Source organism: Herbaspirillum sp. FG34, from assembly GCF_057809315.1.
Genome location: NZ_JBMDJS010000002.1, coordinates 325,406 through 348,319, shown reverse-complemented (window position 1 = coordinate 348,319; position 22,914 = coordinate 325,406). Strand labels below are relative to the sequence as shown.

Sequence of the window (22,914 nt, the reverse complement as noted above, 5' to 3'; positions counted from 1 at the left end):
AAGGCGGGGCCGTCCCGGTCACCGGCAGGCGGGGTGGAGAAGCCGGTGGCGGGCTGGGTTCAATTCAATGGCTTGCGTGCTCAGGTGCACAGGTTCAGTGCGAGGGCGGTCCTGCGGCCAGTCCGGCCTGCTGGGCATCGAAACCGCCGCCCAGGGCCTTGTAGAGAGCGACCTGCTGGTCGCGGCGCTGGGCTTGCAAGGCCACCAGTGACTGGCGCTGGGCCAGGACGCCGGTTTCCGATGACAGCAGGGTCAGCTGCGACACCAGGCCCAGGCGATAACGTTCGCGCGCCAGGTCGTAGGCGCGTTCGGCGGCCTGCAGGGCTTCGCGGCGGATCGGCAGCTGACGCTCGATCGAGTGGATCGCCGCGATCTGCCGTGCCACGTCGGCATAGGCATCGTTCAAGGTCTTGTTGTAGGTGGCCACGGCCAGCTCGTAGTTGGCGTATTCACCCTTGAGTCCGGCGCGCAGCGCGCCGCCCTCGAAGATTGGCAGCGTGAGCGCCGGACCGAAGGCGATGGTCTTGCTGGCCGCGGTGAAGGGGTTGCTGTCGATGAGGCTGTCAAAGCCGATCATGGCGCTTAAGTTGATGTCCGGGTAGAAGCGCGCCTTGGCGACATCGACGCCGCGGCTGGCGGCTTCCACCTGCCAGCGCGCGGCGACGATGTCGGGGCGGCGTCCCAGCAGGTTCAGCGGCAGGTCCGCCGGCAGGCCCGGCGTGGTCAGGTTCTGCATCGACGGCGGTGCCAGTTGCAGGCCACGGTCCGGACCCTTGCCGCTCAGGGTGCCGAGCTGCTGGCGCAGCAGGACGATCTGGCCGGCGCTTTGCTCCAGCTGGGCGCGGGCGTCGGCACTGCTGGCGCGCGACTGGTTGCGTTCGATCTGGCTGTCCAGACCGGTCTTGACGCGCTCGGCGGTAATGCTTTCCAGGGCGCTGCGCTGTTGCACGGTGCGTTGCAGGATATCCTGCAGGGCGTATTGGGCCGCCAGCTGGCTGTAGACCGAGACGATCGAGGCGGTCAGCGCCAGGCGCGCTTCCTGCTCGCTGGCCTGGGCGGCTTTTTCGCTGGAAATGGCCTGTTCCAGGGCGGCCTGGTTCTTGTTCCAGAGATCGAGCTCGTAGCCGACATTGAGGCCGGCCTTTTTCTCGTTGAACCAGTTGCCGCCATAAGGCGACGGATAGATCGAGGTGCTGGAGAACTGGTTGCGGATGACCGAGGCTTGCGCCTCCACGTTCGGCAGCAGCGGGGCGCCGCGCGACTCGGCCAGCGCGGCGGCCGCGCCGATGCGTGCACGCGCCTGTTGCAGGCTGGGGTTGGCGGCCAGGGCCTGCTCGATCAGGGTGTTGAGCTGGGCGTCGCCAAACTGACGTACCCAGTCACTGCCCGGCCATTGCCCGTCGGGGGCGCCGGGATTGGGATCGGACAGGCTGCGCGCGGTACTGAAGTCGCTTGCCCGGGCCAGCTGCTTGTCGCTGCCGATGCCCTCGAAGCTGGCACAGCCCGCCAGGCCGATGGCGCCGATCAGCGCCACCAGCAGGGCGCTGGCCGCCTTCGCCCGCGGCCGGGAGGCGGGCGAGATGATGCGTTGCATAGAATTCTCCACGAAGAGTATTTGGCGATACGAGTTGTTTTTCGAGTTTTGCGAGGTGTGCCGTGCCAATCATCCGGCACTCACCCGCGCAGGCTCGTCGGACCGGGCAGACGGCGCAGCAAGCGCTTGCAGTGATTTACGAGTACCATCCACAGGTCGGGCGAGTAAAAACTCATTTTTCGTATTATACTTCGATATACGAACAATCACTCACGTTGTGAATTCGCGTCGGGGGCGGGCGAATTCCTTACCAAAGCTGCCAATGAAACTGCAACCCAGAAAAGAACCTCGCCAGGCGCGTTCGCGGGCGATGGTCGATACCATTCTCGATGCCATGTCGCGCGTGCTGGTCGAGCGTGGCTATGCCAAGACCAATACCAATCTCGTGGCCGAATCGGCCGGTATCAGCGTCGGTTCGCTGTACCAGTATTTCCCCAACAAGGATGCGCTGATCTTCGCGCTGCGCGAGCGGCACAGTACCCGCATGCTGAGCTTGTTCGAGGATGTGGTGGCCCACATCGACGCCTCCGGCACGCTCTCGGGCGATTTCGAGAAGCTCATCAATGCACTGGTGGCGGCACACCTGCTGGAGCCGGAACTCAATCGCATCCTCGAAGAGGAATTCCCGGCCTACAATCTGCCGATCTCTCAGGAGATCCGCCAGGGTTTCTTCGAGGCCATCCGCCGCGTGCTGGAAAAGCACCGGGCCACCATCACCCCGCCCGATCTGGATGTGGCCACCTTCGTGGTCCAGCGCATGATGAAGGCGCTCATCAAGGCCGTGGTCCTGACCGGTTACGGCGGGGTTTCGCCGGCCAGCGTGCGCACCGAAATCCTGCCGGCCGTGATCGGTTACCTGACCGCCGCACGGACCTGACTGCGCTGACTTCGGCGGCGCTGGAGGGCAGAGGGGCTCCAGCACGCGAATTCACGTGCATAATGTTCAACATGAAGATCCTGACTGCACTCCGTGCAGCCTGTCGTGGCAGGGTCGGCAAGCGGATGTCGTGATGTTGTTGCCAGGCAATTCAGAAACTTCCCGATAGGCAGCACGCAGGGCTTCCGTATAGTGCAGGGGCAGGTGATGCCGGGGGATGCGCTGTGGCGGCGTCCTTGGCCGGAGACCTTCATTGCCCGAATTTTCCAGTGACAGCGATATGCAGAAAAAAAACATGCGCCGCGCCCCCCTCCTGACTGCCTTCCTGTTGTTGGCCGGTACGTGGGCCTGTGCGGCCCAGGCTGCCGTCTCGGTACAGGTGCTCGACAGCGCCGGCCAGCCCGTTCCCAACGCCGTGGTCTATGCCGAACCGGCTGGCGGCGGGTCATCGGCCAAGGCGCCGCACCAGGTGGAGATCGAGCAGAAGAACAAGACCTTCATTCCGCTGGTCACGGTGGTGCAGACGGGGACACCGATCCTGTTTCCCAATCATGACAACGTGCGGCATCATGTGTATTCCTTTTCGCCGGCCAAGACCTTCGAACTGAAGCTGTATTCGGGCGTGCCCGGCAGCCCGGTGATGTTCGACAAGGCCGGTACCGTGGTGTTGGGCTGCAATATCCACGATGAGATGGTGGCGTATGTTCAGGTGGTCAATACGCCGTATTTCGGCGTCAGTGACCGCAGCGGCATGGTGCGGCTGGAGGGTATCGCCAATGGGCGCTATGCGCTCAAGGCCTGGTATTTCACCATGGGGCCGAATCAGGCTGCGGTAGCGCAGCCGCTGGAAGTGCAGGGCGAGGGCCGCGCTACCATCAAACTCAATGTCAAGGCGGTACCGCTGTAGAGCGGGCCGTCCGGCGCATCGACAGAAACATTACTAGAGAAAACGGGGCAGGGGTGCGTCTTTACCGTCTGGAAAGCAAGATTGTCGCGCTGTTCATCATCCTTATCGTGGTGGTGCAACTGGCCGGCTTCGTGGCGATCCGAACCGCCATTGATCGCAATGCACGCAGTGCCATCAGCGACGAGCTGGTCGTTGGTGAGCGTGTCTTCACGCGTCTGCTGGATCAGAACGCCCAGCAACTGACCCAGGGTGCGCGACTGCTGGCCTCGGATTTCGGTTTCCGCCAGGCCATCGGCACCGATGACCGCGCCACCATCGCCTCGGTACTGGCCAACCATGGCGCGCGCATCGGCGCCTCCATGGGCATGCTGGTGGGGACCGATGGTCTCATCCATGCCTCCACGCTCGCTTATCCCGATACCGATCTGCAACGCAGCAGTCTCGAACTGGTGCGCCGTGCCGGCAACGGCAATGGCGCCGCCGAGAGTGCGGTGGTTGGCGACAGCCTGTTCCAGATCGTGGCCGTTCCGATCAAGGCGCCGGTCACCATCGCCTGGGTGGTGATGGGTTTCCCGGTAGATCGCAGTCTGGTCAACGACATGCGCGCGCTGTCGCAGTTGCAGGTCTCCATCCTGGTACGCCAGCGCGGCAATGCGGTCTGGACGGCCGATGTTTCTTCCCTGCCCGGGCCGCAGGCGCAGATGATGGTCACACAGGCCAGCCGCCAGCCGATGGACCAGGCCGGGGCCACCGACCTGCAGATCGATGGCAACCAGTATCGTGCGCGCGTGCTGCCGCTGGCCCGCGCCAGCAATGGCCAGGAAGCGGTGGCGGTATTGCAGCGCTCGGTCAGCGAGGCCGTGGCGCCGTACCAGCGCCTGCAACTGATCCTGCTCAGCATCACCGTGCTGGGTGTGCTGGGCGCGGCGGTGGCCAGTGCCGTGATGGCGCGTCGCATCACCAGTCCCCTGCGCGACCTGGCTGCGGTGGCCAAGCGGCTGGGCGAGGGCGATTACGGTGAAGGCCTCTACATCCGTCGCCAGGACGAGATCGGCCGGTTGGGCGCAGCCTTCGAAACCATGCGCTCGGAAATCGCCAGCCGTGAACTCAAGATCAGCCGTCTGGCCTATCAGGACCAACTGACCGGTTTGCCCAACCGGGTGCAATTCTCCGACCTGCTCAGGGAAGCGATCAGCCAGGCGCAGGCGCAGCCCGGCACCCACTGCCACATTCTCATGATGGACCTGGACCGTTTCCAGCAGGTCAATGACGTGCTGGGACACAGCTTCGGCGATGACCTGCTGCGCCAGGTGGCCGTGCGCCTGGCCGCCCAATTGCAGTATCCGGGGGCCAAGGTGGCGCGCCTGGGCGGGGATGAATTCGCCATCCTGCTGCCGGGGGTGGACCTGGACGGCGCGCTGGCCCAGGCCGTGCAGATCCTGCGCGCGCTGGAACAGCCGCTGTCGTTGCAGGAACAGACCGTGGATCTGGGCGCCGGCATCGGCGTGGCCGGTTATCCCGCCCATGGTGAAAGCAGCGAGGTGTTGCTCAGCCGTGCGGAGGTGGCCATGTACACCGCCAAGCGCAAGGGCAGCGGCGTGGTGATCTATGACCCGGCCATCGACCAGAGCAGCCAGGAAAGCCTCTCGCTGCTGTCCGAACTGCGCCGCGCGCTGGAGCGCGACGAATTCATGCTGTACCTGCAACCCAAGCTGGACCTGGCCACCGGTGCGGTGGTCGGCGGCGAGGCGCTGGTGCGCTGGGTGCATCCGGAGAAGGGCTTCATCGGTCCGGACAATTTCATTCCCTTTGCCGAGACCACCGGTTTCATTCGCATGCTGACCATCTGGATGATGGAAAAGGTCGCGCAGCTGTCGGCCCGCCTGCACGCGCAGGGGCTGCGTCTGAAGTTTTCGGTCAATCTTTCCACGCGGGACTTGCTGGACCTGGAGCTGCCGGCCGCCTTTGCTGCCATCCTCGAACGCCATCGCCTCACACCCGACGCGCTCTGCCTGGAGATCACCGAAAGCGCCATCATGGACGACCCGGCCCGCGCCCAGGGCACCCTGGACCGGCTGGCGGACATGGGCTTTGCCTTGAGCATCGACGACTTCGGCACCGGCTATTCGTCCCTGGCCTACCTGAAGCGTCTGCCGGTCAATGAGTTGAAGATCGACAAGTCCTTCGTCATGAAGATGGCGCAGGACCAGGACGATGCCAAGATCGTGCGCTCCACCGTGGACTTGGGCCACAATCTGGGCCTGCGGGTGGTGGCCGAAGGCGTGGAAAGCGAAGAGGTCTGGTTCCTGCTGCGGCAGATGGGCTGCGACCAGGGGCAAGGGTATTTCATGGGCAAGCCGATGCCGGTGGAGCGCTTCCTGGAGTGGTTGCCGCAATGGCGGGCGCCGGAGGCGCTGGATCAGTCGGAAAACGTCGCGATATGAACGATGGCGCAGGGGGCCGCGCCAGCAAAGCATCACCAAGAGGGGGCAGGGGGCAGTATGAAGAAAATTGCCAAAAGTGGCATGTTCGCATTGCTGGTGACGCTGGCCGTGCCGGCCATGGCGCAGATCAGTGATGCCCAGCGGGAGGCCTGGATGCAGGCCCAGCAGCGCAAGGCTGCGCAGGCCATGCGCAGCGCGGCTGCCACCGACGGTGCGAGAGCGGCAACGGCCGCGTCGGCAGCCGCCCAGGACAACGCCCGCTGGATGCCCGACCTGGGCAAGCTCAGCGCCACCGGCGGCGTGATCCAGGTCGAGGGTGCGGGTGGTGGCGGGCTCACGCCGTGGGCGCTCATCACCGGCTATGGCACCCGCGACAGCTATGGCGCCAACGCCCATTACACTTACCTGTCCACCCAGGACTACACACTCAAGTCCTATGGCGTGGCCGTGGGTCTGCGGGACCGGGTGGAACTGTCGCTGGCCAAGCAGGAGCTCTATGGCAGCCTGGCGCCGCTGGCCGATCTCCGGATCACCCAGGACATCGTCGGCATCAAGGTCAAGCTGGCCGGCGACGCCGTCTACGACCAGGACCGCTGGCTGCCGCAGATTGCCGTGGGCGCCATGTTCAAGCACAACAACGGCATCGGCGGACTGGGCTCGGTGACCAGCGTGAAGCAACTGGGCGCGGCCAGCGACAGCGGCATCGATTATTACGTGTCGGCCACCAAGATCCTGCTGGCGCAGAGCCTGTTGCTCAATGGCACGCTGCGGCTGACCAAGGCCAACCAGATGGGGCTGCTCGGTTTCGGGGGCGACCTCAATGATCGCTATCAGGCCATGGGCGAGTTCTCGGCGGCTTACCTGCTCAACCGCAAGCTGGCGCTGGGGGTGGAATACCGCATGAAGCCGCGCAACCTGGCCGCCGACCATGAGAAGGATTACTACGACGCCTTCCTGGCCTGGTTCCCCAGCAAGAACCTGTCGATGACCCTGGCCTACGTGGCGCTGGGTGACATCACCGTCTACAACCCCAAGCGGCAACGCGGCGTCTATCTGTCGCTGCAGGCCGGTTTCTGAGCCCACGGGAGCAGCGATGAACCAGTTTGCAATGAAGCAGGCCGCCACCGTACTGGCCCTGGCCTGCACCCTGGGCCTGGCGCAGGCCCAGAGTCCGGCCACGGCCGATGACAGCCTGTTCCGCGCCCTCGGTGGTCTGCCCGTGATCGAGCGGGTGGTACAGGACTTCATGGACAACATGCTGGCCGATGCCCGCATCCGGCATACTTTCGACCATTCCAACATCAAGCGCGTGAAGGAAAAGCTGGTGGAGCAGTTCTGTGAGTTGAGCGGTGGCGGCTGCGTCTATACCGGCGACCCCATGCGCGAAGTGCATCAGGGCCTGAAACTGAGCAATGCCGATTTCAACGCCCTGGTCGAGGATTTGCAATTGTCGATGGACAAGAACGGCATCCCTTCGCGTACCCAGAACCGACTGCTGGCACTGCTGGCACCGATGCAGCGCGAGACGGTGACGCGGTAGCAAAAAATATTTCCTGGCGGCGGGAATAAAGCAGGGCCGCCTTCCGTATACGTCGGCATGGGTATGGCACACCGCGCAACCCGACCACGAAAAGGAAAAACACCATGAGACTGCTCGCAACCTCCCTGCTGGCCCTGGCCTGCGCTTCGGTTTCCTTCACCGCCTCGGCCCAGAGCGCCGGTGTCAAGACCATGGATGGCATCCTGGTCGATGCCAAGGGCATGACCGTCTACACCTTCGACAAGGACACTGCCAACAGCGGCAAGAGCGTCTGCAACGGCCCCTGCGCCAAGCTGTGGCCGCCGGTGGCGCCCATGGGCATGGCTGCCGCACCGTATTCCACCGTCACGCGCGACGATGGCAGCGCCCAGCTGGCCTACCAGGGCAAGCCGCTGTACCTGTACGAAGCCGACAAGAAGCCGGGTGACCGCACTGGTGACAATTTCAAGGACGTCTGGCATATCGTCAAGCCCTGATCCTGGCTGACGCACACCATGTTCGGACGCACCGCCAGGCTGCAGCGACAGCAACGGGAACGACAGGCCGACGAGCAAGCCATGCTCGCCTGCCTGCCGCGCCTGCGCCGCTATGCCCGCGCGCTGACGGGCCAGCGCGACAGCGCCGACGATCTGGTGCAGGACACGCTGGAGCGTGCCTGGCAGAAGCTGGACAGCTGGCAGCGTGGCAGCGACATGCGGCCCTGGCTGTTTGCCATCATGCACAACCTGCATGCCGACCAGCGCCGCCAGCCGGCGCTGGTCACGGTGGAGCTGGAGCAGGCCGCCGAGGCGGCGTTGCCGGCGTCCTCGGCCGAGCCTGGTCTGGCCCTGGACCTGGAAGCTGCCCTGCAACGGCTTCCCGCCGAACAGCGCGAAGTCCTGCTGCTGGTGGTGCTGGAAGAAATGCGTTATGAAGACGTCGCCGCCACGCTGGGCATTCCGACCGGGACCGTGATGTCTCGCCTGTCGCGTGCCCGCGAGCGGCTGCGGCAATGGATGGAGGGCGCCGGCGGCCAAGGTGAAGCCGGCGCGACCCTGAAGGTGGTGAAATGAAGACCCCGGCACTTCCCGAAGAAGACCTGCACGCCTATACCGACGGCCAGTTGAGCGCCGCCCGTGCCGCCGAGATGGCCACCTGGCTGGAACAGGACCCGGTACACGCCGAGGATCTGCATCGCGTGCGCGCCTGGCGGGCCCAGAATCGCGCCCTGCATGCCCATTACGACCCGGTCCTGGAAGAAGCGTTGCCACCGCGCCTGGCGGCGGCCGTTCTGGCCGGCGCCGGGGAGCCGCATCGGCGGCGTGACCAAGACAATGAGGGCGCCGCAGGTGCCGCCAACGCCCCTCGCTGGTGGTCTTATGCGGCCATGCTGTTGTTGACCCTGGCCGGGGCTGCCGGTGGCTGGCTGGCGCATGACCTGGCCCCGGGCGGTGCTGCCCGCACCAGCCTGGCGGCAGCGCCCGTGATGCTGGCACGTCAGGCGGCGGTGGCGCATACCGTCTTCAGTGCCGACCTGCGCCGACCGGTGGAAGTCGGCGCCGAGCAGGAGCAGGCGTTGGTGACCTGGCTCTCGCGGCGGCTGGGGGCGAATGTACGCGCTCCCAAGCTGGCCCCGCTCGGTTATGACCTCATCGGTGGCCGCCTGCTGCCGGGCCAGAGCGGTCCGGTGGCGCAGTTCATGTACCAGGATGCGGCCGGCCAGCGGCTGACCCTGTATGTCTCGCACGACCAGGTACAGAACCGGGAGACCGGTTTCCGTTTCGCTCAGGAAGGCAAGGTCAATGTCTTCTACTGGATCGATGGCCAGTTCGGTTATGCGCTCTCGGGCAGCATCGCCCGCGCGGAACTGTCCCGCATTGCCGGTTCGGTCTATGAGCAACTGGTCTCGCTGCCGGCGGCGCCATCACGCTGAGCCTCCCACGGCCGGCGTCGCCCCGACTTGAGGTTTACACATGCAAAAGCGCGTAAGGACTGGGCAAATCCTGTCAAGACTGGCCGCTTGCCTGCCGCTAACACATTTACCCATGACGTAAAGCCTGATCAACCATGGTAGGGGGGTAGAGAAAACATGGCCGATCAGGCGGGCGTCATGGTCCGGTTGCACTTCAGACAAGGAGTCTCATATGGAGCTAGCAACTATCGCCAGCGGTGCAGCAACGGCCTGGTTGGTCGACAAGGCGGCGCAGTCCGTCGGCATTGATCTGGGCAAGGTCGCCAAGACGGCGGTGGATGATGTGTTAGGTGCGGCCACGACAGTGGCGCGCCTGCCGTCCAATGTCAACATCGGGCGCATCATCAATACCATCGTCTAGGCAGTCACGGCGTGCTGGACTGGCGTCGGCTCGATCGCACCCTTCGGGGTGCGATTTTTTTTGAGTGAAGCAATCTTCATCAAGGCGAGTCTTGTGATACTGACAAATACTCAAAAAAATCCTTGATTGATGTAAAGAAACAGCGTTCAATGCCGTAATCAAGGCACCGGGCGACGCATCCTGTTTCCCGGCATCCCCCACAAGGAGAGTTCCATGGATGTCACTCAAATCGCATCACTGGCCACCAGCATGGCGTCGGCGCAGACTTCGGATTCGGTCAACGTACTGATGCTGAAGAAGGCGCTCAACACCCAGGCTGCCGCTGCCGTGGGGGTGTTGCAGGCACTGCCGCCGTTGCCGGCCAACCCGAATATCGGGCGCAACGTCAATACCACTGCCTGAACACCGTCCTCTTGAAATCGCAGCCCTTGCCGGGCTGCGATTTTTTTTGCGTACTTCGTGCCGAGTTCAGCGCTTTCCCTTCCTTAAAAAGAATAATAAATTGGTCTTTTAATGAAAAGACCAATTAATTGGTCTTGATTTCGCTCAGATGACCAATACAATGGTCATATGTAAAAAGAACCATTTAATTGGATCTTCCCATGACCACTCTGGTAGACATCGGCCACCGCATTCGCATTGCCCGCAAGGCGCGCGGGATGACCGCCATCGCCCTGGCCGAGCTGGCCGGGATGCACCGCAATACCTTGCTGGCCCTGGAAACCGGGCGTGGCAACATCGAGCTGGTCAAGCTGCTGGCCTTGTGTGAAGCGCTGGACCTGGATCTGTTGCTGCTGCCGCGCCAGGCCGCACCGCTGCGTGCTGCCGATGCCCAGGGCAGCGGCAGCCAGACCGAACTGGGTGCGCGCCTGCAGGCGCTCATGGGCCAAGGAGAGGGCGCATGAGCATGCTGCGTTCGCTGCGCATCCGTCTCGGTCAGACTGACGTCGGGTCGCTGTTTGCCCTGGATGACGGGCGCTGCTACTTCCGCTTCGATGATGCCTATGCCATGCAGGGGCCGGATCGTCCTGTGCTGTCGCAGCTCTACCTGGCCTCGAGCGAAGAACGCACCCGGGCCCAGTTGCTCGATCCCACGCTGGCCGCCAACCGGGGGGATGGTCGCGGCGGATTGCCCTCCTTCTTCCAGAACCTGCTGCCCGAAGGGCAGTTGCGCAAACACCTGATCCAGCGCGCCGGACTGCCGCCGGACGATGAATTTGGCCTGCTGGCCTATTGCGGACGCGATCTGCCCGGCGATGTCTCGGCCCTGGCCGAAGCGCTGGATGAGCGCGCACTGGGTCGCCTGCTGGGGCAAGGACACGACAGTTACGAGATGAGCTCCGGCCAGTTGCCGGTACCGGACGGGGAATCGCTCTCGGGCGTGCAACCCAAACTGGCACTGGTGCGCGAGAGCGGGGGGCGCTATGTGATGCGCTCCAGGGATAGCCAGGGCAGCCACTTCATCGCCAAGCTGCCGGCCACCGACTATCCCAACATGCCGCAGGTGGAGTTCGCTTCGCTCACCCTGGCCGAGGCAGCCGGCGTACGGACCTGTCGCTTCAGCCTGGAGCCGCTGTCGGCCATCGCCGAGCACCTGCCGTTCGGGTTGCGCAATGACGCCAGCCGTTTCCTGCTGGTACAGCGTTTCGACCGCGATGCCCCCACGCCCACGGCACGTCGGCACATGGAAGATTTCGCCCAGGTCACCGGGACTGCGCCGGCGGCCAAGTATGTCGGTACCTATGCGGCCATCGGCGTGGTATTGCTCGAACGCAGTACGCGCGGGGCCGAGGATGTCTACGAATTGCTGCGGCGGATCAAGGTCAACGAACTGCTCGGCAACTTCGATGCGCACCTGAAGAACTTCAGCCTGCTCTACCACACGCCGCAGGCTGCAGCGCTATCGCCAGCCTATGACATCGTGGCCTATGCCGCCTACGTGGGCGGGAATGGTCATGCGCTGGCCTTCGTACCAGGGCAGAAGGGCAAGCAATTGCTCACGCCTGCCATCCTGCGCCAGCTGGCCAACCTGTGGCGTCTGCCCGAACCCCGGCTGCAGGCGGTGCTGGTGGAGACGGTGGAGCGCGCCATGAGTCAATGGCCGGCCCTGATCGAGAGCCTGCCCTTCACCGATGCCCAGCGCACCAGATTGCTGGCGCATCTGGAGGCCAATGCCAGCGTGGTGGCCTGGCATCGCCGCGCCGCGCGCAGGAAACCGGTGAACGGGGAGGGCGCATGAGACCCACGCCGACCCTGCCCATGCGCGAGGGCTTGTCACCCAGCTATCTGTGGCTGCAACCGGGACCGTGGCGCGACATGCTGTCTTTCCTGGCCGAGCACTTCACCGCTGTGCCCGAAGCGATCTGGCGCGAGCGTCTTCTGCGTGGAGAGGTGCGCAACCAGCAAGGGGAGCACTTGCGTCCGGAGTCGCCCTATCGCAGCGGGGATTGCATTTTCTATTACCGGGAATTGCCCCAGGGTGAAGAACGCATCCCCGTGGAAGAAAAGATCCTGCATCTGGACGATCACCTGCTGGTAGCCGACAAGCCGCATTTCCTGCCGGTGATCCCGACTGGCCGCTTCGTGCAGGAAACCTTGCTGGTGCGCCTGAAGAAGGCCACCGGCCTGCAGGACCTGGTACCCATCCACCGGCTGGACCGCGAGACGGCCGGGGTGATCGTCTTTTCACATCAGCCGGCCAGCCGGGGCAAGTACCAGTCCATGTTCCAGCAGCGGGCGATGTTCAAGGTATATGAAGCCATCGCCCCGCTGCGGCCTGATCTTGCGCTGCCACGGGTGCATCGCAGCCGCGTGGAAGAGATGCCTGAACAATTCTTCAAGATGGTCGAGGCTGAAGGCGCGCCCAATTCGGAAACCCATATCTCCCTGCTGGAGGCACGCGGAGAACTGGGCCTGTACCAGCTGGAGCCAGTGACCGGCAGGCGCCACCAGTTGCGCGTGCACATGGCCGCACTGGGCATTCCCATCCTCAATGATCTGTTCTATCCCGATGCGGTCCCGGTCGGGGTGGCCGATGATCTGGACAAACCACTCAAACTGCTGGCGCGTTCGCTGTTCTTCATTGATCCGCTGGACGGCAGCGAGCGCCATTTCGTCAGCCAGCGCAGCCTCTAGCCGGCTGGCCGCAGCTCATGCGGCCGACTTGAGCTGGTGCAGCGAGGCCACCAGGTCGGCAAAGCGCTGCCCCTGGATCATGATGTGCTGGCGCAGCACTTCCACGGTGCGCTCCGGGTCACCGGCGATGATGGCGTCGACCACGGCCTGGTGCTCGTCATAGGACATCTTCAGGCGATCCCGCACCCGCAGCTGCAGCCGACGGTAGGGGCGCAGGCGACGATGCAGGGCGCGCGCCTGCTCGGCCAGGAAGCCATTGTGGCTGCCGGCGTAGATGTGGTCGTGGAAGGCTTCGTTCAGGTAGAAATAGGCGTCCGGATCGCAGGCATCGCGCGCGGCCTGGCAGGCCTGGTGCGCCGCCAGCAGTTCGGCATGCTCGGCCGGTGTCATGCGGCGTGCGGCCAGGCGACCGCACATGGCCTCGAATTCGGCCATCACTTCAAACATCTCGATCAGTTGCTGCGGGCCGATCTCGGCCACGATGGCGCCCCGGCGCGGGCGCATCTCGACGATGCCCATCGAGGCCAGCTGGATCAGCGCCTCGCGAATGGGCGTGCGGGAAACGCCGAACTCCTCGGCCAGCGAGGTTTCGTCCAGATGTTGGCCCGGCGCCAGCTTGCCGACGGCAATCATCTCTTCGATCGATTCGCGCAGGGTTTCGGAACGGGTCTTGGGCGTGTCCATGGTGGTTTGTCTTCAAAGCAAGCATTGTAAAGGGAAGGGCTCCCAGTGGATTAATGCTTGACAATGTATTCGTTTCGGCTGAAATTGTATACACGATGAGAGCATAAAAACACACGCGTAGTTCCATCAATATCTGGAGGAGACACCAGCATGACCAGCACAAGCAACCAAAGCCGCCGCCACTTTCTTGGCACCCTTGCCGCCGCCCCTCTGGCTGCCGCCATGCCCGCCGCATGGGCGCAAACGGCCAGTCTGAAGATTTCTCACCAGTTCCCCGGTGGCACCCTGACCGAAGGCGACTTCCGCGACCGCCTGGTCCGCATGTTCGCCCAGCAGGTGAACGAAAAGACCAAAGGGGCCTTGAAGTTCGAGATCTATCCCGGCTCGTCCCTGATGAAGACCAACGCGCAGTTCTCGGCCATGCGCAAGGGCGCGCTGGACATGTCGCTGGTGCCGCTGAACTACGCCGGCGGCGAAGTCCCGGAAACCAACATCGGCCTCATGCCCGGCCTGGTGACGTCCTACCAGCAGGGCGCGGCCTGGAAGAATGCCGAGGTTGGCAAGGAACTGGCCCGCATCCTGGGCGAGAAGGGCGTGGTCATCGTCAGCTGGATCTGGCAGGCTGGCGGCGTGGCCTCGCGCGGCAAGCCCATCGTCGAGCCGGCTGATGCCAAGGGCATGAAGGTGCGCGGCGGTTCACGCGAGATGGACCTGATCCTGAAGGAAGCGGGTGCCGCCGTGGTGACCCTGCCGTCCAATGAAATCTATGCCGCCATGCAGACCGGCGCGATGGATGCGGCGATGACCTCGTCGACTTCCTTCATGTCCTTCCGTCTGGAGGAAGTGGCCAAGGCGCTCACCACCGGTCGCGACAAGGCCTACTGGTACATGTTCGAACCGCTGATGATGTCCAAGGCCGTCTTCGAACGCCTGCCCAAGGACCAGCAGGCCGTCATCATGGCCGTCGGCGCCGAGATGGAGCAGTTCGCCATCAAGGCCGCGCAGGCCGATGACATCGCGGTGGCCCAGGTCTACCAGAAGGCCGGCGCCAAGGTGGTCGACCTGAACGCCGAGGTCGTCAAGAAGTGGCAGGACATCGCCCGCAATACCGCCTGGAAGGACTTTGCGGCCCGCAATGCCAACTGCGCCAAGCTGCTGGCGCTGGCGGAGAAGACCGTATGAGCCATGGCTTCGAGATGCCCGGCGCGGCAGTGGCGCGCCCGGCCGTCCCGGCCAGTGCCCCGGTGGCCTGGCTGGCGGCCTTCCTGCAGGGCTACCATCGCGTGGCCGTGTTCCTGGGGATGATCGCGCTGCTGGTGACCTCCTGCATCCTGACCTATTCGGTGGTGGTGCGTTATTTCTTCCACCAGCCGACCGACTGGCAGGATGAAGCCTCGGTCTTCATGCTGGTGGGCGTGATCTTCCTGTGCTCGGGTTATGTGCAGTCGCTGCGCGGCCACATTGGCATCGAGGCACTGGCGGGCATGCTCTCGCCGCTGGCCAACAAGGTGCGCATGTTCATCGTGGATGTGCTGTCCTTCCTGTTCTGCGCCTTCTTCACCTGGAAATCGTGGACGTTGTTCCATGAAGCCTGGGCCGAAGGACAGACCACGTCCTCGACCTTCGCGCCGCCGCTGTGGATTCCCTATTCGCTCATGGCGCTGGGCATGACCATGCTGACGCTGCAATTGCTGGTGCAGGTCTTGACCCGCATCACCGGCACCGTTCCTGCCGCACAGAGCGGAGGTGCGCAATGAGTCCGCTGACCTTGGGTGTGCTCTATGGGGTGGTCACCATCCTGGTGATGTGTTCGGGCATGCCGATCGCCTTCGCGCTGGGCGTGGTGGCCACCGGTTTCATGGTCTTCTTCATGCCGGCATCGTCGCTGGACACCATCACGCAGAATGTCTATGAGGAAATCGCTTCCATCACCCTGCTGTCGATCCCGCTGTTCATCCTGAAGGGGGCGGCCATCGGCAAATCACCTGCCGGCAAGGACTTGTATTCGGCCATCCACGCCTGGTTGAACAAGGTGCCGGGCGGGCTGGGCATTGCCAACGTGTTCGCCTGCGCGCTGTTTGCGGCGATGGCGGGGTCTTCGCCTGCGACCTGCTCGGCCATCGGTTCGGCAGGTATTCCGGAGATGCGCCGACGCGGTTACTCGCCCGGGTTCGCGGCCGGCATCATCGCCGCCGGGGGGACGCTGGGCATTCTGTTGCCGCCCTCGATCACCATGATCCTGTATGCGGTGGCCGCTGAACAATCGCTGGGCCGCCTGTTCCTGGCCGGCATCGGTCCCGGGCTGCTGCTGGTGATGCTCTTTGCCGGCTATGCGGTCTTCCGTGCCCGCAAGGAATACAAGCTGGCACATGCGGTCTACAGCGCCGGTGGCGCCAAGTCGGCCTATCTGGATGACGAGCATTTCACGCTGGCGCAGAAGGTGGAAATGCTGCCGCGCGTGCTGCCCTTCCTGATCCTGCTCATCGGCGTGATGGTGGCTCTCTATGGTGGCCTGGCCACGCCCTCCGAAACCGCAGGCCTGGGCGCGCTGCTGGCGCTGGTGCTGATCGCGGTGGTCTATCGCATCTACAAGCCGAAAGAGATCGCGCCCTTCCTCAGTTCCACCATCAAGGAATCGGGGATGCTGCTGCTCATCATCGGCATGTCGCTGCTGTATTCCTACGTGATGAGCTACCTGCACATCAGCCAGTCGGCGGCGCAGTGGGTGGTCGATCTGCATCTGTCGAAATGGCTGCTGCTGGCGGTGATCCTGGCCATGGTGATCGTGCTGGGCTTCTTCCTGCCGCCGGTGTCGATCATCCTGATGACCGCGCCCATCATCCTGCCGCCCTTGAAGGCGGCGGGTTTCGACCTGATCTGGTTCGGCATCGTCATGACCGTGGTCATGGAGATGGGCCTGATCCACCCGCCGGTGGGGCTGAACCTGTTCGTGATCAAGAACATCGCACCCGATATCGCACTGGGCGATGTCATCAAGGGTACGATTCCTTTCCTGGCGCTGATGTTTCTTGCGGTCCTGCTCTTGTGCATGTTCCCGGGCATCGCGACCGTATTGCCTGACCTGTTGATGGGAGCCAATTAAATGAGTGGTAGCGAACGCGTGTGGAATGCGCGCCAGAAGAACCGTGAACAGCGGCTGGCGCGCGCCACCGCCGCATTGGGCAGCCAGTTGCAGGGCAAGATCGCCCCTGCCGACAAACTGGCCGAGCTGCTCTATGCGGTGCTGGAAAACGGCGACCGGGTCTGTGTCGAGGGCAACAACCAGAAGCAGGCCGATTTCCTGGCCAAGGGACTGGCCGCGCTCGACCCGGCCCGGGTTCATGGCCTGCACATGCTGTTCTCCGTGCTGGCCCTGCCGGAACATCTGGACGTGTTCGAGAAGGGTATCGCCGACCGGCTCGATTTTTCCTTCTCCGGTCCGCAGGCCGGCCGTCTGGCCAAGCTGGCCTCGGCCGGCAAGCTCAACATCGGGGCCATCCATACCTATCTGGAACTGTTCGGTCGCTACTTCGTCGACCTGACCCCGCGCGTGGCACTGGTGGCCGCACAGGCCGCCGACCGCCACGGCAATCTCTATACCGGGCCCAATACGGAAGATACGCCCGCCATTGCCGAAGCGACGGCCTTCTCCAGCGGCATCGTGATTGCCCAGGTGAACGAAATTGTCGATGAGCTGCCACGCGTGGATATCCCTGCGGACTGGGTCAGCTTCGCCATCAAGGCGCCCACGCCGCATTACATCGAACCGCTTTTCACGCGCGATCCGGCGCAGATTTCCGAAATCCAGGTCTTGATGGCGATGATGGCCATCAAGGGCATCTATGCCGAATACGGCGTGCAGCGACTGAACCACGGCATCGGTTTCGATACTGCGGCCATCGAGCTGATCCTGCCGACCTACGCCGAATCGCTGGGCCTGCGCGGCAAGATCTGCAAGCACTGGGCGCTCAATCCGCATCCGGCCTTGATTCCTGCCATCGAGGCCGGGTTTGTGGAGTCCGTGCACTCCTTCGGCTCCGAGCTGGGCATGGAAGACTACATCCGCGCGCGGCCCGATGTCTTTTTCGTCGGCCCCGATGGCTCCATGCGCAGCAACCGCGCCTTCTCGCAGACGGCCGGTCACTATGGCTGCGACATGTTCATCGGCTCCACCCTGCAGATCGACTTGCAGGGCAATTCCTCCACGGCCACGCTGGGCCGCATTGCCGGGTTTGGCGGCGCCCCCAACATGGGTGCGGATGCGCGCGGACGCCGCCATGCCAGCGAGGCCTGGCTCAAGGCGGGCCAGCAGGCGCGCGCCGGCCGCAATACCATCCCGCGCGGACAGAAGCTGGTGGTGCAGACGGTGGAGACCTTCCGTGAACACATGCAGCCGGCCTTCGTCGAAAAACTAGACGCCTGGCAACTGGGCGAACAGGCCAAGATGCCGATTCCGCCCGTGATGATCTATGGCGATGACGTCACCCACATCCTCACCGAAGAAGGCATCGCCAACCTGCTGCTGTGTCGCACCGAAGAAGAGCGCGAGCAGGCCATTCGCGGCGTGGCCGGTTACACGGCCGTGGGCATGGGGCGCGACAAGCGCATGGTGGAAAACCTGCGCGACCGCGGCATCATCCGCCGCGCCGAAGATCTGGGCATCGACAAGCGCATGGCCACCCGCGACCTGCTGGCGGCCAAGACCATGAAGGACCTGGTGCGGGCTTCCGGTGGGCTCTACAACCCGCCCAAGCGTTTCCGCAACTGGTAATCCCTCTGCAACGAAAGCGACACTATGGAAACTTTGACTTTTCGCTTCGAGCACGGCCAGCGCCGTCTCAAGGCTGCGCCTGAACTGGTCGGTGTGGTCAGCTCGGGCAACCTGGAAGTGCTGATCGAGAATGCGTCCCTCAACGGTGCCTGCGCCATCGAGGTCAAGACCGCCGCGCGCGGTTTCGGCACCATCTGGGAAGCGGTGATGAATGACTTCCAGCAGCGCTGGCAACTGGCCGATACCCGTATCTCCATCAATGACATGGGCGCCACGCCGGCCGTGGTCAGCCTGCGCCTGGACCAGGCTGTGGAAGCCATGGTGGAGGCGGGCCAATGACCGCGAGCTATCTGGAAGCCACGGCGCGCGAGCGCATCCTGGCGGTACTCGACGCCGGCAGCTTCAAGGAACTGCTGCCACCCGCGCAGCGCGTGGTCAGCCCGCACCTGGGCCAGCTCGATGCGCCGGTGTCCTTCGATGATGGCGTCATCATCGGCGAGGGCCTGCTGGGCGGACGCGCCGTGATGGCCGCCGCGCAGGAGGGCGGATTCATGGGCGGGGCCGTGGGCGAGGTACATGGTGCCAAGCTGGTGGGCCTGCTCAAGCGCGCCATTGCCAAGCAGGCCGCAGGCGTCGTCCTGCTGCTGGAAACCGGCGGTGTGCGCCTGCATGAAGCCAATGCCGGGCTCATCGCCGTCTCCGAAGTGATGCGCGCGGTGCTGGAAGCCCGTGCCGCAGGCATCCCGGTGATTGTGCTGGTCGGTGGTGCCAATGGCTGTTTCGGCGGCATGGGCATCGTGGCGCGCTGTGCCAATACCGTCATCATGTCCGAGGAAGGGCGGCTGGCCATGTCCGGTCCGGAAGTGATCGAGACTGCCAACGGCGTCGAGGAATTCGATTCGCGTGACCGTGCCCTGGTCTGGCGCACCACCGGCGGCAAGCATCGCTACCTGATCGGCGACTGCCAGCAACTGGTCAGCGATGATACCGAGGCATTTCGCACCGCCGCCATCGGCGCGCTGGGCAGCATCGCCGATACGCAACTGACCCTGGCATCGCTGGAAGCCGAGCAGGAAATGCTGCGTCGTCGCATCGCCACCTTCGGCCACGCCGAAGATCCGATGGACATCTGGGCCGAGCTGGGTGTGGCCCGTCCGGAAGCGGTGCCGATGCTCGAAGCCGCTGCCTTCACTGCGCTGGCCGAGCACCTGCGCATTGTCTCCAAGGCCTGAGAGGAATTCATGAACCAGACTGTTACTCCACCCCAGGTCGACTGGCGCGCACTGGCGCAGGACCTGTTCCCGCAGGGCCACGCGATCACCGAGCAGGATCAGTTCCTCTCCGGCACGGCGCAGGTTGATGGCCGTACCGTCACCGTGGTCGGCACCACCGGCCATACGCCCATCGGCATCGAGATCGCCCTGGCCCAGGCCAGCGTGATCCTGCAGACGGTGCGGGAACATCCGGGCCGCCCCATCGTGATCCTGGTCGATACCCAGGGCCAGCGCCTGCGCCATCGTGATGAAATGCTGGGCATCAACAGCTACATGGCGCATCTGGGCAAGTGCGTGGAACTGGCGCGCCGCCAGGGCCATCGGGTCATCGGCCTGGTGTATGACCAGGCGCTCTCGGGCGGCTTCATCACCAGCGGCCTCATCGCCGATGCCTGCTATGCCTTGCCCGACGCCACCATCCGCGTCATGGGCTTGCCCGCGATGGCGCGCATTACCAAGGTACCGGAAGAACGGTTGACCGAACTGGCCAGGAGCAATCCGGTCTTTGCGCCCGGTCCCGAAAATTATTTACGCATGGGCGGTGTCACCGAGATCTGGAACGCCGACCTGGCCCGGGCGCTGGCCGATGCGCTGGCCCAGGATCGCAGCGCCGATACCCGTGCGGCCACCGGGCTTGCGCGCGGCGGACGCAAATGGGCGCAACGGGTCATCGATGCGGTCGCCCACGATACTGCCTTGAACGGATGAGCATGTCGTCCGCGCAGTCCCTGGTCCACGCGCGCCACCACCTGCTCTGGTTGAGCCAGGCCGGCTGGCTGCGCCTGCAGGCCACTGATATGGATGCCCGCCAACACGCCACGCTGCAGCATTGGCAGCAGATGCGCTGGCCGGTGATCGTGCGTCGTCGCGATGCACAGGCCAGCGAGCAAGAGATCTGCGTGGGCATCGCCCTGCCGCCCGATGCGCAGGGCAACAAACCGCGCATCGCCTTGCGGGTGGGGACGCAGGAGGTGGCGGCCAGCCGGGCGCCGTTGCTGCTGCGTGACATCGTCGCTGCGCGTCTGAGCACGCTGCCCGCCGCGTGGCAGACGGGATTGGCACAGTTGCAGGAGCACATGGGGCGCGCGGACATCGCGCTGTCCGTCTTTGGTTCGCTGGCCTGGCAGGCGCTCACTGCGCAAACCTATCTGCGCAGCAGTTCCGACATCGACCTGCTGTTCCAGCCACGCAGCCAGTCCCAGCTGGAAGCGGGCGTACGCTTGCTGGCCTGGCAGGCCATGTTCCTGCCGCTGGATGGCGAAATCGTGTTTCCCGACGGCGCCGCCGTGTCGTGGAAAGAATGGCGACAGGTGGCGGTGCTGGGCCACCACCCTGAGGGGCAGGTCTTGGTCAAGCGGCCCGCCAGTGTGGCGCTGGAGCGCGTGGGCGCATTGCGGGCCAGCCTGCCACTGGAGCATCCATGCGCCGCCTGATGCAGCATCCCGATACGCTCAGGCAGCCCCTGCATCACACGCAGAAGCGTCGTGCTGCCCGCGAGAACCTGGCGTTCTGCCGGCAACTGGCGCGGCTGGCGGTGCGCAGCCTGTACCAGGAGCTGGTGCTTTATCCCAAACCGGGTCTGGTCTCGCGCGTGGACAATGGCAGCCACACCGACATGACGGCCGAGACCTTCTTGCGCAGCCTGTTCGCGCTGCGCCATTATTTTTTCCAGATTGCCGCTGCCGGACTGGATGGCGCACCCTTCCACACCTTGCAGAAACTGGCCCTGCGCGCCGAAGAGCGCATGCTGCGCGCCACGGGCGGCGTCAACACGCACCGGGGCGCGATCTTCGTACTGGGCATGCTGTGCGCTGCCACGGCCTATGCGCGTGGCCGCCACATGTCCTTGCAGCCGGCCACACTGCGCGCCACCCTGCTGATCCAGTGGGGCGATGCGCTGGCGCGTCATAGTGCAGCGGTCGCCGACGCCGAAGCGCCCAGTCACGGCCAGCGCGTAGCGGCCAGGCATGCCGTGGGCGGGGCGCGTGAAGAGGGGGCTTTGGGCTTTCCCGCCGTCTTCGAAGTGGCCTTGCCGCAATGGCAGGCCACCCTGGCGGCGGGGCGGGATCTCCATCATGCCCGCATCGATACGCTCTTCGCGCTCATGGCGCATCTCAGCGATACCAATGTCTATCATCGCGGCGGTGCCGAGGGGGCGGCGCTGGTACGCAATCGCAGTGCGGCCTTTCTCTGCGCCGGTGGCACGGCGCGCGCCGATTGGGAAGCCGATGCGCTGGACTGTCATCGTGATTTCGTCGCCCGGCGCTTGTCTCCGGGCGGGGCGGCCGATCTGCTGGCGGCGACCTGCCTGCTCCATGCGGTCGGCTTGCTGGAGGCCGACAAGGCATGAGCCTGCGCCTGGCCATCCTGTGCCCGGGGCAGGGCGCGCAGCACGCGGGCATGTTTGACCTGCTGCGCGATGATCCGCAGGCCAGCGCCTTCCTTGCACAAAGCGCCTTGTCGGCGCATCTGCAAGCGCCCCTTGAAACGGTGCTGGCGGACCCCGCCCAGTTGTACGCCAATCGCAATGCCCAACCCTTGATCGTAGCGGCGCAGCTGGCTGCCTGGCAGGCCTTGCACGCGCCGCTGGCAGCCATCGCCGGGGCGCCCGCGGTGGTGGCGGGCTACAGCGTGGGCGAACTGTCCGCCTACGCATTGGCCGGACTCATCGATCCCGCCGAGACAGTCGCGCTGGCCGCGCAACGTGCGGCAGCCATGACGCAGGCCGCCAGCGCGCAACCGGCACAAGGATTGATGGCCATCGGTGGTTTGCCGCTGGCGCTGATTCAGGCGTGCCTGGCGCGTCACGGCGGCCATGTCGCCATCGTCACCGGTGAAGACACGCTGATCGCCGGAGGGGCGAACGCCTGCCTGCAAGCCGCAGCCGATGCGCTTGTCACAGCGGGAGCGCGCGCTGCCTTGCTGCCTGTTGGGCTGGCCTCTCATACTCCCTTGATGCAATCGGCGACGGCGCCGTTTGCTGCCGAGCTTGCGGCGCATCCCCTGCGCTCACCCGGCCCGGCCTTGCTGGCCGGCGTCACCGGGCAGGCCATCACCGATGCCGCCCAGGCCCGGGCGCTGCTGGTGCGCCAGCTGGTCGAACCCATCCAGTGGGCCGCCTGCATGGATGCCCTGGTCGAACGCGGCGTCACGGTCGCGCTGGAACTGGGCCCGGGCGCGGCGCTCTCGCGCATGCTGCGCGAACGCCATCCGCAGATCGCCTGCCGTTCGCTGGCCGATTTTCGCAGCCTCTCCGGCGCGCTGGCCTGGCTGCGCCGTCAGGCCGACTGAGTGGCCCGGCCGGCACATCCGGCTGGTAGTCCGGTGTTGTCGGTGCTATCTTGAAATGAAGCATCTTTCCTTTCCTTCGCCGCGT

25 protein-coding genes are annotated in these 22,914 nt (G+C 64.6%); 23 read left to right on the top strand and 2 right to left on the bottom strand.

The window, feature by feature from the left end; translation table 11 throughout:
* Nucleotides 1–94: 94 nt before the first annotated feature.
* A complete protein-coding gene (locus tag ACODSZ_RS03670; RefSeq protein WP_488927059.1) occupies nt 95–1,594 on the bottom strand; it encodes an efflux transporter outer membrane subunit in 1,500 nt (499 codons plus the stop codon).
* 262 nt (nt 1,595–1,856) lie between these two features.
* Between ACODSZ_RS03670 and ACODSZ_RS03665 the strand changes: the two genes are divergently transcribed.
* The 13 genes from ACODSZ_RS03665 to ACODSZ_RS03605 all read left to right on the top strand — a co-directional run bounded on the left by ACODSZ_RS03665 (nt 1,857) and on the right by ACODSZ_RS03605 (nt 12,809).
* On the top strand, nt 1,857–2,471 hold the full coding sequence (locus tag ACODSZ_RS03665) for a TetR/AcrR family transcriptional regulator (protein ID WP_034350422.1): 615 nt from the start codon (nt 1,857–1,859) through the stop codon (nt 2,469–2,471).
* A 295-nt stretch (nt 2,472–2,766) separates the two neighbouring features.
* The gene (locus ACODSZ_RS03660; RefSeq protein ID WP_249776984.1) at nt 2,767–3,378 is read left to right on the top strand and encodes a methylamine utilization protein; all 612 of its coding nucleotides are present in this window, start codon (nt 2,767–2,769) and stop codon (nt 3,376–3,378) included.
* Nucleotides 3,379–3,431: 53 nt separating this feature from the next.
* The gene (locus tag ACODSZ_RS03655) at nt 3,432–5,822 is read left to right on the top strand and encodes a putative bifunctional diguanylate cyclase/phosphodiesterase (protein WP_175343840.1); all 2,391 of its coding nucleotides are present in this window, start codon (nt 3,432–3,434) and stop codon (nt 5,820–5,822) included.
* 57 nt (nt 5,823–5,879) lie between these two features.
* Nucleotides 5,880–6,899 (top strand): DUF3034 family protein, encoded by a 1,020-nt coding sequence (locus tag ACODSZ_RS03650; RefSeq protein ID WP_175343841.1) that lies wholly within the window; start codon nt 5,880–5,882, stop codon nt 6,897–6,899.
* Nucleotides 6,900–6,915: 16 nt separating this feature from the next.
* Nucleotides 6,916–7,362, top strand: a complete 447-nt coding sequence (locus tag ACODSZ_RS03645; protein WP_008329590.1) for a group I truncated hemoglobin — start codon at nt 6,916–6,918, stop codon at nt 7,360–7,362.
* Between the two features lie 104 nt (nt 7,363–7,466).
* Complete coding sequence (locus ACODSZ_RS03640) at nt 7,467–7,838, top strand: COG4315 family predicted lipoprotein (protein WP_008329589.1); 372 nt, start codon at nt 7,467–7,469, stop codon at nt 7,836–7,838.
* Between the two features lie 18 nt (nt 7,839–7,856).
* Entirely contained in the window at nt 7,857–8,414 is a 558-nt protein-coding gene (locus ACODSZ_RS03635) for an RNA polymerase sigma factor (RefSeq protein ID WP_299540253.1), read from the top strand.
* Entirely contained in the window at nt 8,411–9,274 is an 864-nt protein-coding gene (locus tag ACODSZ_RS03630; RefSeq protein ID WP_488927058.1) for an anti-sigma factor family protein, read from the top strand. Before ACODSZ_RS03635 ends, ACODSZ_RS03630 begins: the two co-directional genes overlap by 4 nt.
* Before the next feature lie 211 nt (nt 9,275–9,485).
* Nucleotides 9,486–9,674 carry a hypothetical protein gene (locus ACODSZ_RS03625; RefSeq protein WP_008329586.1) on the top strand — a complete coding sequence of 63 codons (189 nt, stop codon included), beginning with the start codon at nt 9,486–9,488 and terminating at the stop codon, nt 9,672–9,674.
* A gap of 213 nt (nt 9,675–9,887) precedes the next feature.
* Entirely contained in the window at nt 9,888–10,076 is a 189-nt protein-coding gene (locus ACODSZ_RS03620) for a YjfB family protein (protein WP_008329585.1), read from the top strand.
* Nucleotides 10,077–10,276: 200 nt separating this feature from the next.
* Nucleotides 10,277–10,579, top strand: a complete 303-nt coding sequence (locus ACODSZ_RS03615) for a helix-turn-helix transcriptional regulator (protein WP_034350420.1) — start codon at nt 10,277–10,279, stop codon at nt 10,577–10,579.
* Nucleotides 10,576–11,913 (top strand): type II toxin-antitoxin system HipA family toxin, encoded by a 1,338-nt coding sequence (locus tag ACODSZ_RS03610; protein WP_008329582.1) that lies wholly within the window; start codon nt 10,576–10,578, stop codon nt 11,911–11,913. Before ACODSZ_RS03615 ends, ACODSZ_RS03610 begins: the two co-directional genes overlap by 4 nt.
* Nucleotides 11,910–12,809 carry a pseudouridine synthase gene (locus ACODSZ_RS03605; RefSeq protein ID WP_008329579.1) on the top strand — a complete coding sequence of 300 codons (900 nt, stop codon included), beginning with the start codon at nt 11,910–11,912 and terminating at the stop codon, nt 12,807–12,809. The genes ACODSZ_RS03610 and ACODSZ_RS03605 overlap by 4 nt, the downstream gene beginning before the upstream one ends.
* Nucleotides 12,810–12,824: 15 nt before the next feature.
* On the opposite strand, the gene ACODSZ_RS03600 is transcribed toward ACODSZ_RS03605, so the two are convergent.
* Complete coding sequence (locus ACODSZ_RS03600; RefSeq protein ID WP_175343845.1) at nt 12,825–13,493, bottom strand: GntR family transcriptional regulator; 669 nt, start codon at nt 13,491–13,493, stop codon at nt 12,825–12,827.
* A 150-nt stretch (nt 13,494–13,643) separates the two neighbouring features.
* Between ACODSZ_RS03600 and dctP the strand changes: the two genes are divergently transcribed.
* The 10 genes from dctP to ACODSZ_RS03550 are packed head-to-tail and all read left to right on the top strand — an operon-like array spanning nt 13,644 to nt 22,829.
* Entirely contained in the window at nt 13,644–14,675 is a 1,032-nt protein-coding gene (gene dctP, locus ACODSZ_RS03595) for a TRAP transporter substrate-binding protein DctP (protein WP_175343846.1), read from the top strand.
* Nucleotides 14,672–15,250, top strand: a complete 579-nt coding sequence (locus ACODSZ_RS03590) for a TRAP transporter small permease (protein ID WP_008329575.1) — start codon at nt 14,672–14,674, stop codon at nt 15,248–15,250. The genes dctP and ACODSZ_RS03590 overlap by 4 nt, the downstream gene beginning before the upstream one ends.
* A complete protein-coding gene (locus ACODSZ_RS03585; protein WP_008329574.1) occupies nt 15,247–16,596 on the top strand; it encodes a TRAP transporter large permease in 1,350 nt (449 codons plus the stop codon). The genes ACODSZ_RS03590 and ACODSZ_RS03585 overlap by 4 nt, the downstream gene beginning before the upstream one ends.
* Nucleotides 16,597–18,264: a malonate decarboxylase subunit alpha gene (gene mdcA / locus ACODSZ_RS03580; RefSeq protein WP_488927057.1), complete on the top strand. Its 1,668-nt coding sequence runs from the start codon at nt 16,597–16,599 to the stop codon at nt 18,262–18,264.
* A 24-nt stretch (nt 18,265–18,288) separates the two neighbouring features.
* Nucleotides 18,289–18,603 carry a malonate decarboxylase acyl carrier protein gene (mdcC, locus tag ACODSZ_RS03575; protein WP_175343848.1) on the top strand — a complete coding sequence of 105 codons (315 nt, stop codon included), beginning with the start codon at nt 18,289–18,291 and terminating at the stop codon, nt 18,601–18,603.
* Complete coding sequence (locus ACODSZ_RS03570) at nt 18,600–19,496, top strand: biotin-independent malonate decarboxylase subunit beta (protein WP_175343849.1); 897 nt, start codon at nt 18,600–18,602, stop codon at nt 19,494–19,496. Before mdcC ends, ACODSZ_RS03570 begins: the two co-directional genes overlap by 4 nt.
* Nucleotides 19,497–19,505: 9 nt before the next feature.
* On the top strand, nt 19,506–20,246 hold the full coding sequence (mdcE, locus tag ACODSZ_RS03565; protein ID WP_488927056.1) for a biotin-independent malonate decarboxylase subunit gamma: 741 nt from the start codon (nt 19,506–19,508) through the stop codon (nt 20,244–20,246).
* A 2-nt stretch (nt 20,247–20,248) separates the two neighbouring features.
* Entirely contained in the window at nt 20,249–20,971 is a 723-nt protein-coding gene (gene mdcG, locus ACODSZ_RS03560; RefSeq protein ID WP_299540279.1) for a malonate decarboxylase holo-[acyl-carrier-protein] synthase, read from the top strand.
* Nucleotides 20,959–21,888, top strand: a complete 930-nt coding sequence (mdcB, locus tag ACODSZ_RS03555; RefSeq protein ID WP_175343851.1) for a triphosphoribosyl-dephospho-CoA synthase MdcB — start codon at nt 20,959–20,961, stop codon at nt 21,886–21,888. The genes mdcG and mdcB overlap by 13 nt, the downstream gene beginning before the upstream one ends.
* Nucleotides 21,885–22,829, top strand: a complete 945-nt coding sequence (locus tag ACODSZ_RS03550) for an ACP S-malonyltransferase (protein ID WP_488927055.1) — start codon at nt 21,885–21,887, stop codon at nt 22,827–22,829. The genes mdcB and ACODSZ_RS03550 overlap by 4 nt, the downstream gene beginning before the upstream one ends.
* The last annotated feature ends 85 nt before the right edge of the window (nt 22,830–22,914 follow it).

Bases quoted from the DNA above. Each gene is read 5' to 3' on its own strand.
- ACODSZ_RS03670 (WP_488927059.1), bottom strand. From the start codon at position 1,594: ATGCAACGCATCATCTCGCCCGCCTCCCGGCCGCGGGCGAAGGCGGCC.
- ACODSZ_RS03665 (WP_034350422.1), top strand. From the start codon at position 1,857: ATGAAACTGCAACCCAGAAAAGAACCTCGCCAGGCGCGTTCGCGGGCG.
- ACODSZ_RS03660 (WP_249776984.1), top strand. From the start codon at position 2,767: ATGCGCCGCGCCCCCCTCCTGACTGCCTTCCTGTTGTTGGCCGGTACG.
- ACODSZ_RS03650 (WP_175343841.1), top strand. From the start codon at position 5,880: ATGAAGAAAATTGCCAAAAGTGGCATGTTCGCATTGCTGGTGACGCTG.
- ACODSZ_RS03645 (WP_008329590.1), top strand. From the start codon at position 6,916: ATGAACCAGTTTGCAATGAAGCAGGCCGCCACCGTACTGGCCCTGGCC.
- ACODSZ_RS03640 (WP_008329589.1), top strand. From the start codon at position 7,467: ATGAGACTGCTCGCAACCTCCCTGCTGGCCCTGGCCTGCGCTTCGGTT.
- ACODSZ_RS03635 (WP_299540253.1), top strand. From the start codon at position 7,857: ATGTTCGGACGCACCGCCAGGCTGCAGCGACAGCAACGGGAACGACAG.
- ACODSZ_RS03630 (WP_488927058.1), top strand. From the start codon at position 8,411: ATGAAGACCCCGGCACTTCCCGAAGAAGACCTGCACGCCTATACCGAC.
- ACODSZ_RS03625 (WP_008329586.1), top strand. From the start codon at position 9,486: ATGGAGCTAGCAACTATCGCCAGCGGTGCAGCAACGGCCTGGTTGGTC.
- ACODSZ_RS03620 (WP_008329585.1), top strand. From the start codon at position 9,888: ATGGATGTCACTCAAATCGCATCACTGGCCACCAGCATGGCGTCGGCG.
- ACODSZ_RS03615 (WP_034350420.1), top strand. From the start codon at position 10,277: ATGACCACTCTGGTAGACATCGGCCACCGCATTCGCATTGCCCGCAAG.
- ACODSZ_RS03610 (WP_008329582.1), top strand. From the start codon at position 10,576: ATGAGCATGCTGCGTTCGCTGCGCATCCGTCTCGGTCAGACTGACGTC.
- ACODSZ_RS03605 (WP_008329579.1), top strand. From the start codon at position 11,910: ATGAGACCCACGCCGACCCTGCCCATGCGCGAGGGCTTGTCACCCAGC.
- ACODSZ_RS03600 (WP_175343845.1), bottom strand. From the start codon at position 13,493: ATGGACACGCCCAAGACCCGTTCCGAAACCCTGCGCGAATCGATCGAA.
- dctP (WP_175343846.1), top strand. From the start codon at position 13,644: ATGACCAGCACAAGCAACCAAAGCCGCCGCCACTTTCTTGGCACCCTT.
- ACODSZ_RS03590 (WP_008329575.1), top strand. From the start codon at position 14,672: ATGAGCCATGGCTTCGAGATGCCCGGCGCGGCAGTGGCGCGCCCGGCC.
- ACODSZ_RS03585 (WP_008329574.1), top strand. From the start codon at position 15,247: ATGAGTCCGCTGACCTTGGGTGTGCTCTATGGGGTGGTCACCATCCTG.
- mdcA (WP_488927057.1), top strand. From the start codon at position 16,597: ATGAGTGGTAGCGAACGCGTGTGGAATGCGCGCCAGAAGAACCGTGAA.
- mdcC (WP_175343848.1), top strand. From the start codon at position 18,289: ATGGAAACTTTGACTTTTCGCTTCGAGCACGGCCAGCGCCGTCTCAAG.
- ACODSZ_RS03570 (WP_175343849.1), top strand. From the start codon at position 18,600: ATGACCGCGAGCTATCTGGAAGCCACGGCGCGCGAGCGCATCCTGGCG.
- mdcE (WP_488927056.1), top strand. From the start codon at position 19,506: ATGAACCAGACTGTTACTCCACCCCAGGTCGACTGGCGCGCACTGGCG.
- mdcG (WP_299540279.1), top strand. From the start codon at position 20,249: ATGTCGTCCGCGCAGTCCCTGGTCCACGCGCGCCACCACCTGCTCTGG.
- mdcB (WP_175343851.1), top strand. From the start codon at position 20,959: ATGCGCCGCCTGATGCAGCATCCCGATACGCTCAGGCAGCCCCTGCAT.
- ACODSZ_RS03550 (WP_488927055.1), top strand. From the start codon at position 21,885: ATGAGCCTGCGCCTGGCCATCCTGTGCCCGGGGCAGGGCGCGCAGCAC.